The organism is Streptomyces resistomycificus (assembly GCF_001514265.1).
GTDB classification, from domain to species: domain Bacteria; phylum Actinomycetota; class Actinomycetes; order Streptomycetales; family Streptomycetaceae; genus Streptomyces; species Streptomyces resistomycificus.
Window position 1 is genome coordinate 193437 of sequence record NZ_KQ948988.1, and the last position, 11776, is coordinate 205212.

Here is an 11776-nt window from a genome sequence, read left to right on the forward strand (position 1 = left end):
CGGCGGACCGCCACGTCGTGCGGCGCGTACTCGGGCGGCCCCCGGACTAGTAAATGAAAATGATTATCGGTAGCTTGTCCGTGCGCTAAGTCCTGCCCCCTCCCCACGGAGGGGTCGTCGGGCTGCCCTGACGTCTGAACCCGCTGCACGAAAAGGGGAGTTGTGGCTCATCTGCTGGTGGTCGAGAGCTGGGTCGGGTCGATGAGCAGGCTGCTGCCACGGGCGATCCGGGAGAGCGGTCACGAGTTCACGTTCCTCACCCGGGACCTGCACCACTACCTGCGCTCGGCGCCGGAGGGGGTGGCGCACCCGCTGCTCGGCGCCCGCAACGTGATCACCGCCGACACCAACGACACCGAGACCCTGCTGCCCGAGGTGGCACGGCTGCACGCGGTGCTGGGCTTCGACGGTGTGCTCACGTCCTGCGACTACTACCTGCCCACGGCCGCCCGGATCGCCGGCCACCTCGGCCTGCCCGGCCCGGGTCCCGAGGCGGTGGAGAACGCCTGCCGCAAGGACGCCACCCGCCGTGTCCTCGCCGACGCCTCGGTGCCCGGCCCCCGCTTCGCCGTGCACGAGGAGTGGGCCGACCTCGCGCGGGCCGCCCGGGAGATCGGCTACCCGCTGGTCGTCAAACCCGTCGACCTGTGCGCGGGCATGTACGTCCGCCGCGTGGACGACGAGAAGCAGCTCGCCGAGGCGGTCGCGGCGCTGGCCGGCTTCCCGGTCAACGCCCGCGGCCAGCGGCGCACGCCCGCCGTGCTGGTCGAGGAGTTGCTGGACGGTCCCGAGGTCAGCGTCGAGACCGTGTCCCACGCGGGCGCGGTCCACGTGGTCGGTGTGACGGACAAGAGCATCGGCGGAGCGCCCGCCTTCATCGAGACCGGCCACATGTTCCCGGCCGCCCTGACGCCCGCCGACACCGAAGCCGCCGAGCAGACCGCCCTCGCCGCGCTCAAGGCCCTCGGCCTGGTCGACGGCGTGGTGGCGCACACGGAGATCAAACTGACCTCGGGCGGCCCGCGCGTCGTCGAGGTCAACCCCCGCCCCGCCGGAAACCGCATCACCGAGCTGGTCCGCCATGTCACCGGCATCGACCTCGCCGCCGCCTTCGTGGACGTGGCCCTCGGCCGCGCCCCCGACCTGCGGCGCGCGGACACCGGCCTGCGCAGCGCCGCCGTCGGCTTCCTCGTCCCGGACCGTACGGGCACCCTCGAAGCGCTCGGTGCAGCCCGACCGGCCGACGACGCGGGCGTCCTGGAGGTGCAGCTCGCCGAGCCCGGCAAGGCGGTGAAGGCCGCCCACAGCAACAACGAGTACCTCGGGCACGTCATGGCCGGCGACCCCGACGGCCCCGGAGCCCGCGACCGCGTCGAGTCCCTGCTGGCCGGGATACGTGCCGGGCTGGTGATCCGATGACCGCGCTCGACGTACCCGTCTGTCCGTCCTACGACACACTCGTGGCCCAGGTCCGCGCGGGCGCCCTGGGCCCCGACCCGGCCACCCAGCGGATCGCCGTCGCCTTCACCACCCGCCAGGCCGTACGGCACGACGGGCGCGGCACCGGCTACCGCAACGAGGTGCTCAGCCTGTGTCTCGCCGAGGCCGTCGGATCCTGCGCGGTGGAGCCGGGCAGCCTTCCCGACGGGGCGCTCGACGACTGCGTGGGCGCGGACGTGGCCCGGCTTCTGGAGCATCCCCTGGCGCCCGTGCGGGTGGCCGCCCTGGACGCCTACCTCATGCACGTCTTGCCGCACACCCCGGAGCACGGGGCGCTGGCCGTACCGCTGCCCGCCGGGTCGTCGCTGGTGAAGTCCCGGGCCCGGGCGAAGACCGTCGTCGGTCTGCTCGACCTGCCGGCCGGTGCCACCGTCCTGGTGGTCGGGGTCGTCAACTCCCTTCTGGAAGCGCTGCGTGCGCGCGGACTGCGGTATGTCCCGTGCGACCTCAAGGGCGGGACCACGGAGTGGGGCGAGCCGGTCCTCACCGACGCGCTCGGCGCGGCCGGACGCTGCGACGCGTTCCTCGTCTCCGGCATGACCCTCGGCAACGGCACCTTCGAACCGCTGCGGGGGCACGCGCTCGCGCACGGCCGGCAACTGGTGATGTTCGCCCAGACCGGAAGCGCCGTCCTGCCCCGCTTCCTCGGCCACGGAGTGAGCGCGGTGTGCGCCGAGCCCTACCCCTTCTTCTGGCTCGACGGCGGACCCGGAGCCGTGCACTGCTACCCGGGAGGCGAGCGATGACCGCCACCGCCGTACGCGCCGTCGCCCGCCCCGAGCTGCTCGCCCTGCTCGGCCGGACACCCGTCGTGCACGTCACCACCGACCTGCCCGGCGCACACCCGGGGTTCTGGGCCAAACTGGAAGGGCTCGCGGCCGGCGGGATGAAGGCGCGGGCGGCCGTGTCGATGCTGCTGGGCGCCCGCGAGCGCGGTGAACTGCGCCCAGGCGCCCCGGTGGTGGAGTCGACCTCCGGCACCCTCGGTATCGGCCTCGCCTTCGCGGGCCAGGCCCTCGGACACCCGATCGTGCTGGTCGGCGACCGCGAACTCGAGCCGTCGATGCGGCAGTTGCTGCGCGCCCACGGCGTCCGCCTGGAACTCGTGGACCGTCCGGCCGTCCAGGGCGGCTGGCAGGCCGCCCGTCTGGCCCGGCTGCGCGAGCTGCTCGCCGAACTCCCCGGCGCCTACTGGCCCGACCAGTACAACAACCCCGACAACACCGCCGGATACGCCTCCCTGGCCGCCGAACTCACCGCCCAGCTCGACCACCTGGACATCCTGGTGTGCAGCGTCGGCACCGGCGGCCACAGCGCCGGCGTCATCGGCCCGCTGCGCCGGCACTGGCCCGCCCTGCGGCTCATCGGCGTCGACGCCACCGGCTCCACCATCTTCGGCCAGCCCGCCCGCCCCCGTCTGATGCGGGGCCTGGGCAGCAGCATCCACCCGCGCAACGTCGCCTACGACGCCTTCGACGAGGTCCACTGGATCGGCCCCGCCGAAGCCGTGGACAGCTGCCGCCGGCTGGCCCGCGGCAGCTTCGTCAGCGGCGGCTGGAGCACGGGAGCCGCCGCCCGCGTCGCCGCCTGGGCGGCCCGGGTCAACCCCGGCGCCGTCGTCGCCACCGTCTTCCCCGACGGCCCGCACCGCTACCTCGGCACCGTCTTCGACGACGACTTCGCCACCGCCCACGGCCTTGACCCCGCCACGGCCGCCACCCGGCCCGTCGAGATACCGCACCCCTACGCGGCCGAGGCGGCCGGCTGGGCGCGGTGCACGAGGGTCAGCGACCCGCTCGGCAGCCTCCCGCCTCTGAAAGGGACCCGGTGAAGACCCGCCTGCGTACCGTACGGCTCGAACTCGCCGAGCCGCTGCGCATCTCCCGCTCCACGATGTCGGCCCGCGAGGCGGTCTGGCTCGGCGTCGAACACGAAGGGACGAGGGGCCACGGGGAAGCCGTCACCAGCGTGTACTACGGCCTGGACGCCGACACGCTCGTACGGCTCCTCGAAACCGTCGACCTGAGCCGCTTCGCCGACCCGGAAAGCGCTCTGGAGGCGCTGCGGGAAGGCGAGTTGGCCTCTGCCCGGACCGTGCCGCCCGCCGTCACCGCGGCCGTCGAGTCCGCGCTCCTCGATCTGGTCGGACAGCGGGCGGGCGTCCCCGTGTACGGCCTGCTGGGCGCCTCGGCGCCGCCCGTGGCCGCCACCGCCCGCACCATCGGCATCACCTCGCCCGTGCGCGCGGCCGCCGAGGCCCGCCGGCTGGTCCGCCACGGCTTCGAGCTGATCAAGATCAAGGCGGGTACGCCCGACCCCGAGGACGACGTCGAGCGGGTCCGTGTCGTCCGGGACGCCGCGCCCGGCGCCCGTCTGCTCCTCGACCCCAACGGAGCCTGGAGCACGGCGCAGGCGAGGGCCCTGCTGCCCCGGTTCGCCGACCTCGGGGTCGAAGCCGTCGAACAGCCCCTCGCCCCCGGCGACCCCGAGGCCCTCGGCGCCCTCGCCGCACACTCACCGCTGCCCGTCATCGCCGACGAGGACGCGGTCGGCATCGAGGACGCGCGCCGCCTCGCCGGCCGGGTGCACGGCGTCAACGTCAAGCTCGCCAAGTGCGGCGGCGTCCACGCGGCCCTGCGCATCGCCGCGTCGCTCGACGGCAGCGGCACCGACCTGATGCTGGGCTGCCTCACCGCCAGCACCCTCGGCCTGGCCCCCGCCGTCCACCTCGCCGACCGGGCCCGCTGGGCCGACCTCGACGGACACCTGCTGCTGGCCCACGACCCGTGGTCGGGCATCGGCGGCGCCGACGGCGTGGTACGCGCCAGTGGCCTGCCGGGGCTGGGCGTCGAGGAGGCGGGGGTGGCGCATGAAGACGTGGCGTGAGATGCGCGGCTTCCCGCTCGCCGTACGGCTCCTGCTGGTCAACCAGCTCGGCGTCAACACCGGCTTCTACCTGCTGATCCCCTACCTGGCCACCCACCTCACCGACAACCTCGGCATGTCGGCGGCGGTCGTCGGGGTCGTCCTCGGCGTGCGCAACCTCAGCCAGCAGGGCCTGTTCATCATCGGCGGCTCAGCGGCCGACCGGCTGGGCGCGCGGGGCGTCATCATCGCCGGGTGCGCGCTGCGCACGGTCGGGTTCGCGCTGTTCGCCCTCGGCGACGGGCTGGCGGTGCTGCTGGCCGCGTCCGTGCTCAGCGGGCTCGCCGGGGCGCTGTTCAACCCGGCCGTGCGGGCCTACCTCGCACAGGAGGCGGGGGAGCGCAGGGCCGAGGCGTTCGCCCTGTTCAACGTGTTCGCCACGACCGGTGCGCTGATCGGCCCGCTGCTGGGCAGCGCGCTGCTCCTCGTCGACTTCCGGACCTCCGCGCTGACCGCCGCCGGCATCTTCGCCGTGCTCACCGTGGCGCAGGCCCTCGTGCTGCCCGCTCGGGAGGTCGAGCCCGGCGAGGGCGGTGTCCTCGCGGACTGGCGTGAAGTGCTCGGCAACCGGGCCTTCCTCGCGTTCGCCCTCGCCATGGTCGGCATGTTCACCCTGGAGAACCAGCTCTACCTGCTGCTGCCCGAGGGGGCGCGGCAGGCCACCGGCTGGGACGGCGCGGCGGGCCTGGTCTTCCTCGTCGGCACCCTCGCCAACCTCGCGCTCCAGATGCGGATCACCCGAACCCTCAAGCCCCGTGGAAACAGGGTGCGTTGGATCGCGGTCGGGCTCGCCGTGATGGGGCTGGCGTTCCTGCCGCCGGCCCTCGTCGCGGGCGGCACCTCCGACGGCCCGCTCGACGCCCTGCCCGTCCTCCTCGGCGCCCTGCTGCTCTACCTCGGCGTCATGATCGCCTCGCCCTTCGTGATGGAGCTCATCCCCGGCTTCGGCCGCCCCGAACTCACCGGCACGTACTTCGGGATCTTCTACGTCGTCTCGGGTGTCGCCGCGGCCGTGGGCAACGCGGTCGTCGGCTGGGCCATGGACGCCGGCGAGCACGGCACCGAGTGGCTGCCCTGGGTGTGCTGCACCGCCTTCGGCCTGACCTCTGCGGCCGCCGTGGCCTGGCTCCGGCGGAGCGGAGCTCTGCCGCCCAACCCGCAACCGACTCAGACCGTCCCGACCGGAGAGAGGAGCGCTGCATGATGCCGGCTGGGGCTGGGACTGGGGCTGAGGTTGAGGTTGAGGTTGAGGCTGAGGGGGCCGGGGCGGGTGACATCGGTGCGCGCGGCGCCCATGTGCAGGGCGCGGGGGCGCACAGCGCCGGAGAGCGTGGTTGCGCAGCGCGAGGCTTGCACGCAGGCGACGCCGGTGCGAGTGGCGCCGGGGCTCAGGGTGCGGGAGCGAGCGACGCCGGGGCGCGGAACGTCGTAGCGAGCGGTACCGAGATGAGGGGCCCCTGGACGAGTGACGTCGGTGTGAGTGGCCCTGGTGCGCCAGGCACCGGACCCGCCTCACTCACCCGCCCCGCCGGCAACCTCCTCACCGACAACCCCGCCCTGTACGAGGCCCGCTTCCCCGACCCCGGGCGGCTTGCCGGGCGTTGGGCCGAGCACTGTCTGCGCCGGCACGGAGCCGGGCCGCGTGTCCTCGACATGGGCTGCGGCACCGGCCGCGACGCCGCTCACCTGCACGAGGCCGGCCGGGCCGTGACCGGCGCCGACCTCTCTGAGGCGATGCTCGGGTACGCCCGCGCCCATCATCCGGGCCCCTGCTACGTCCGGGCCGACCTGCACGGCTTCGACTTCGGGCCGGCCGCGTTCGACGCGGTCGTCTGTCTGGACAGCTCCCTGCTGTACTGCCACACCAACGCACAGCTCGACGGCTTCCTCGCCTCCTGCCGCCGCGCCCTCGCCCCGGGCGGGCTGCTCGTCGCGGAGATGCGCAACGGCGCCTACTTCCTGGGCCGCACCGACCTCCTGGGCACCCCGGCCGTCCACACCTTCACCTGGCAGGGCACCGGCCACCGTTCCACGACGACCCTGTCCGTGGACCGCACCGCCCAACTGCTGCGCCGCCGACGGCTCTGGACGTCCGACGACGGATCACCTCCGGTCGAACAGCACTCCGCCTGGCGGCTGTTGTTCCCGCTGGAGCTGCTGCGTTTCCTCACCGCGCACGGCTTCGAGGCCCTCGAACTCCACGACGGCCCCGGCCCGCGCACCGAACCGGCCTGGCAGGACGGCAGCGCGCCCGGCGCGAGCACCGACGGGGACCGTCTGCACCTCGTGGCACGACGCCTGAACAGCACCCACTGAACACACCACCCACCACACACCCAAGGGACACGAATGTACGACGAACGCTTCTCCGGTCTGCGCCGACGCGGCTTCCTCGCCGCCACCACCGGCGCCGCGGCCCTCACCCTTGTCGGGTGCGGCGGTGACACGGACAGCGCGGACGGGAAGAACGGCGGCGGCACGCCCAAGCGCGGCGGACGGCTGCGGGCGGCCTTCGCCGGAGGCGGCGCGAGCGAGACCCTCGACCCGCACCTGGCCAACCTGTTCGCGGACGTCGCCCGCGCCAAGGCCCTCTACGACAAACTCGCCGACTACGGCGCCGACCTCTCCGCCCAGCCCCGCCTGGCCGCCAAGTGGGAGCCCGACAAGACCCTCGACCGCTGGCAGGTCACCCTGCGCAAGGCCACCTTCCACGACGGAAGACCGGTCACCGCCAAGGACGTCCTCTACAGCTACCGCCGGATCGCCGACCCCGAGCAGACGTTCCGCGCCAAGGCGTCCCTGGAGCCCATCGACCTCGACGCGAGCCGCGCCACCGGCGACCGCGCCATCGAGTTCGTCCTGAAGCGGCCGACCGCGGAGTTCCCCAACATCCTGGCCGCGTTCGGCGCGTACATCGTCCCCGACGGCGCGCGCGACTTCGACAGCAAGCCGGTCGGTTCCGGTCCCTTCCGGTTCGTCTCCTTCACGCCCGGCCGCTCGGCCGTCCTGCGCCGCTACGACGACTACTGGGAGGGCGCCCCGCACCTGGACGAGCTGGAGTTCGTCGTCGCCAACGAGGAGTCCGCCCGCGTCAATGCCCTCCTCGGCGGCCAGGTCGAGTACGCCCACGAACTCAACCCGACCACCGCCCGCGCCCACGAGGGCCGCGGACAGATCGAGATCGTGCGACTGCGCAACAGCGCCATGCAGGCGTTCTGCATGAAGACCGACCGCGCCCCCTTCGACGACAAGCGGGTCCGTGAGGCGTTCTTCCTCATCGCCGACCGGAAGGAACTCGTCGACGGCGCCCTCTCCGGCGCGGGCGTGATCGGCAACGACCTGTTCGGCAAGGGCTACGAGTACTACGCCGACGACCTGCCCCAGCGCGCCCAGGACCTCGACCGCGCCCGCGCCCTGCTCAAGAAGGCCGGTGCCGAGAAGCTCAAGGTCACCCTGGACACCTCGGCCGTCGCCGCCGGGTTCACCGAGGCCGCGAGCATCTTCCGCGACCAGGCCGCCAAGGCGGGCGTCACGATCGACGTGAAGATGGGCAGCAAGGACTCCTACTGGAGCGACATCCTCGACAACGGCACCCTGTGCTGCTACCGCTCCGGAGCCATGCCCATCGAGGCGCACATCTCCCAGCGGCTGCTCACCGAATCCACCACCAACGCCACCAAGTGGCGGCACAAGGACTTCGACGCGCTGTACCAGCAGGCGCAGTCGACCCGCGACACGACCGAACGGGCCGCCGTCTACGCCCGCATGCAGCGCCGCCTGTACGCCGAAGGCGGCTTCCTCGTCTGGGGGTTCGCCGACTGGATCCTCGGCACCGCCCGCAACGTGAAGGGGGTGCGGACCGCGGCTCCCGCCAACACCCTCGACTGGGCCCGCTTCGACAAGGTCTGGCTCGCGTGAACGCAGGCGTGCGCGTGCGGACGGGCGGACTGCGCTCCTTCGTCGCCCGGCGGCTGCTGCTCGGCGCCGCGCAGACCGTGGCCGTGGTGCTGCTGGTCTTCGCGCTCACCGAGGCACTGCCGGGCGACGCGGCCGTCGCCCTCGCCGGCGACCAGCCGGACCCGGCGCGCATCGCCGCGATCCGCGAGGCCATGGACCTGGACCGGCCGGCGTACGAGCGGCTGGCCGACTGGGCGGCGGGTCTGACGCACGGCGACTTCGGCACCTCCCTGGCCTCCGGCCGCCCGGTGTCCGGGTACATCGCCGACGGCTTCGGCCCGAGCCTGCTGCTGGCCTCGCTCACCCTCGCGCTGCTGGTGCCGCTCGGCTTCGGGCTCGGCGTGCTCGCCGCCCGCCACGAAGGACGCCTCGTCGACCGGCTGGTCAGCGGGGTGACGCTGGCCGTGTACGCGGTCCCCGAGTTCGCCCTGGGGGTGCTGCTGGTGACGGTCCTCGCGCTGAAACTGGCCTGGCTGCCACCGACCGCCGTGGGCTACGGCACGGACCTCCTCGCCCATCCGGCGGCGCTCGTCCTGCCCGTCCTCGTCCTCCTCTCCCGCCCGGTGTGCTCCCTGTCGCGCCTGGTCCGGGCCGGCATGGTCGACGCCCTCGCCTCGCCGTACGCGGCGCACGCCCGCCGGTACGGCGTCCCCGGCGCCCGCGTCCGCTACGCCCACGCCCTGCCCAACGCCCTCGCCCCGGCCGCCCAGCAGCTCGCCCGTACCGTCGACTGGCTGCTGTGCGGAGTCATCGTCGTGGAGGCGCTGTTCGTGATCCCCGGTCTGGGCACCGTCCTGCTCAACGCCGTCGCCGAACGGGACGTACCGGTGGTGCAGGGGCTGGCGGTGGTGTTCGGGGTGCTGACCGTGGTCCTCAACCTCGGGGCGGACGTGGTGGCGTACCGCCTGACGCCGAGGGCGGGGGTGGCGGCGTGACGACGAAGGCCACCGCCCGCTCCGCACGAAGGCGCCGGTCCCGTTTCGCGCTCGGCCTCGGGATCGTCGCCGTACCTCTCGTACTGGCCCTCCTCGGTCCCCTGTTCACCGGTGACCCCGGCCCCCGTTCCGCCTCCTTCACCCTCGGCGGCGGGCACTGGCTCGGCACCGACTTCGTGGGGCGGGACGTCTGGCGGCAGGTGCTGCACGGCGGCCGCACGGTCGTGCTCACCGCGCTCGCCGCGACCGCCCTCGCCTACCTGGTCGCCCTGCCGGTCGGGCTGGTGAGCGCGCTCACCCACCTGCGGCGGCTGGAGGACGTGCTGATGCGGCCGCTGGACGTGCTGCTCGCCGTACCGTCGCTGCTGCTGATCCTGTTGGTGGCGTCCGTGTTCGCGCCGGGCGCGGCCGGGCTGGCGCTGCTGGTCGCGCTGGTGAACGTCCCCGACGCGGCCCGGATCGTCCGGGCGGCGGCGGGCGAGGTGGCCGCCCGGCCGGCCGTCGAGGCGCTGCGCATGCAGGGCGAGACCTGGTGGCGCATCGCCGTCGGCTACGTCGGCCGCTCGAGCCTGCGCACCCTCGCCGCCGACGCCGGGATCCGGCTGACCGGCGTGCTGTACCTGGTGTCGACGGCCGCGTTCCTCGGTGTGGGCGTCGCCCCGGACGCCGCCGACTGGGCGGTCATGGTCGACCGCAACCGCACCGGCCTGCTCGTCCAGCCCTGGGCCGTGGTGGTGCCCGCGCTGTTGATCGTGGCGCTGACGACGGGCACCAACCTGCTCTTCGACGCCGCGCTGGAGAAGACCCCGCGAACGAAGGGACGGCGGCCGTGAGGAACTCGACGGACCCTGTCGCCGAGATCCGTGACCTGCGCGTCGAGATCGACGGCCGCGCGATCGTGGACGGGGTGCGCCTGCGGGTGCGGCCCGGGAAGGTGACCGCGCTGGTCGGCGCCTCCGGCAGCGGGAAGACCACGACCGGCCTGGCGCTGCTGGGGGAGTACCCGCCCGGCGCCACGGTCACGGGGGAGGTGCTCCGGGCCGGCGACGCTCCGGCCGGGTACGTGCCGCAGCACCCCGCCGCCGTCCTCAACCCGGCCCGGCGCGTCAGCGCCCTACTCGACGACCTCGCCCGTCCCCAGGTCCGCCACCTGCCCCGGTCCGAACGCCGCGGTGCGGCCCGCGAGCTGGTCCTGCGCGCCCTGGCCGACGCACAACTGCCCGACGGCGAGGTCCTGTTGCGCCGCCACCCCCACCAGCTCTCCGGCGGGCAGCAGCAACGCGTGGTCCTCGCGCAGGCCCTGCTGCTCGGCGCCCGGTTCGTCGTCGCCGACGAACCGACCACCGGGCAGGACGCGTTGACCAAGAGCCGTATCGTTCAGCAGCTGGCCGCGGTGGCGGCACGCGGCATCGCGGTCGTGCTGCTCAGCCACGACCTGGACGTGGTGCGGGCACTGGCCGACGAGGTGCTCGTGATGCGCGACGGCCGGGTCGTGGAGTCGGGCCCGGTGCGGCGGCTGTGGAGCGCCCCCCGTCACGAGTGGACCCGCCGGCTCCTCGACGAGCGGCGGCCCGTCCCGGAAGGCGGGACGAGCCCGGATGCCGGTCCACCCGTCCTCGAAGTACGTGACCTGGTCGCCGCACACGGACGTTCCACGGTGCTGCGCGTCCCCCGTATCACCCTGCGGGCCGGCGAGTGCCTGGCCGTCGTCGGCCGTTCCGGCAGCGGCAAGACCACCCTCGCACGCTGCCTGGCCGGGCTGCACCGGGACCACCGGGGCGAGATCCTGCTCGACGGCACCGCGCTGCCGCGCAGTCTGCGCCACCGCGACCGGGCCCGACTCGCCGCCGTGCAGTACGTCTTCCAGGACGCCAGGGCCGCCTTCGACGAGCACCGCGCGATGCTCGGCCAGGTCGCCCGCACGGCAGTCCGGCTGCGCGGCGTGGACGAACACACGGCAGTACGGGAGGCTTCGGCCATGCTCGGCCGGCTCGGTCTGGCCGGGGACCTGGCCCACCGCCTCCCCGGCGAACTCTCCGGCGGTGAACTCCAGCGTGCCGCCCTCGCCCGCGCTCTGCTGGCCCGCCCCAGGATCCTGGTCTGCGACGAGATCACCTCCGGGCTCGACACGGTCACCCGGCGCGCCCTCCTCGATCTCCTGGCCGGCCTGCTGGGTGAACGCGACGACCTGTCCCTGGTCCTCGTCACCCACGACCTGGACACCGCACGGCTCGCCGACCGCATCGCCGTACTGGACGCGGGTGACCTGGTCGAACAAGGCCCGGCCCAGCAGGTGTTGACGGCACCTCGGCACCCGTTCACCGTCTCTCTCCTGGAGGCGACCGCGCACCTGTCGTCCGGGAACCGCTCCCGGGCCGGAACATGAGAGGTGTCCGGGGCGACTGCGCTGCGCGATGCCCATCCAGCGCTCCGGGCACGCCGGTTGGGCACGTACCTCA

At 73.8% G+C, this 11776-nt stretch carries 10 protein-coding genes; all 10 read left to right on the forward strand.

The window, feature by feature from the left end; all coding sequences use genetic code 11:
- The first annotated feature begins 162 nt into the window (after positions 1-162).
- A complete protein-coding gene (locus tag AQJ84_RS00770) occupies positions 163-1419 on the forward strand; it encodes an ATP-grasp domain-containing protein (protein WP_198536397.1) in 1257 nt (418 codons plus the stop codon).
- On the forward strand, positions 1416-2246 hold the full coding sequence (locus AQJ84_RS00775) for a Rossmann-like domain-containing protein (protein ID WP_030041264.1): 831 nt from the start codon (positions 1416-1418) through the stop codon (positions 2244-2246). The genes AQJ84_RS00770 and AQJ84_RS00775 overlap by 4 nt, the downstream gene beginning before the upstream one ends.
- A complete protein-coding gene (locus AQJ84_RS00780; RefSeq protein ID WP_053192976.1) occupies positions 2243-3331 on the forward strand; it encodes a PLP-dependent cysteine synthase family protein in 1089 nt (362 codons plus the stop codon). Before AQJ84_RS00775 ends, AQJ84_RS00780 begins: the two co-directional genes overlap by 4 nt.
- Complete coding sequence (locus AQJ84_RS00785) at positions 3328-4386, forward strand: dipeptide epimerase (protein ID WP_053192978.1); 1059 nt, start codon at positions 3328-3330, stop codon at positions 4384-4386. The genes AQJ84_RS00780 and AQJ84_RS00785 overlap by 4 nt, the downstream gene beginning before the upstream one ends.
- A complete protein-coding gene (locus tag AQJ84_RS00790; RefSeq protein ID WP_030041268.1) occupies positions 4370-5629 on the forward strand; it encodes an MFS transporter in 1260 nt (419 codons plus the stop codon). Before AQJ84_RS00785 ends, AQJ84_RS00790 begins: the two co-directional genes overlap by 17 nt.
- A 272-nt stretch (positions 5630-5901) precedes the next feature.
- The gene (locus AQJ84_RS00795; RefSeq protein WP_030041269.1) at positions 5902-6741 is read left to right on the forward strand and encodes a class I SAM-dependent methyltransferase; all 840 of its coding nucleotides are present in this window, start codon (positions 5902-5904) and stop codon (positions 6739-6741) included.
- Positions 6742-6774: 33 nt separating this feature from the next.
- A complete protein-coding gene (locus tag AQJ84_RS00800) occupies positions 6775-8343 on the forward strand; it encodes an ABC transporter substrate-binding protein (protein WP_030041270.1) in 1569 nt (522 codons plus the stop codon).
- 14 nt (positions 8344-8357) lie between these two features.
- Entirely contained in the window at positions 8358-9317 is a 960-nt protein-coding gene (locus tag AQJ84_RS00805) for an ABC transporter permease (protein ID WP_030041271.1), read from the forward strand.
- Complete coding sequence (locus AQJ84_RS00810) at positions 9314-10150, forward strand: ABC transporter permease (RefSeq protein WP_053192981.1); 837 nt, start codon at positions 9314-9316, stop codon at positions 10148-10150. The genes AQJ84_RS00805 and AQJ84_RS00810 overlap by 4 nt, the downstream gene beginning before the upstream one ends.
- The gene (locus AQJ84_RS00815) at positions 10147-11703 is read left to right on the forward strand and encodes an ABC transporter ATP-binding protein (RefSeq protein WP_053192983.1); all 1557 of its coding nucleotides are present in this window, start codon (positions 10147-10149) and stop codon (positions 11701-11703) included. Before AQJ84_RS00810 ends, AQJ84_RS00815 begins: the two co-directional genes overlap by 4 nt.
- Positions 11704-11776 lie beyond the last annotated feature (73 nt).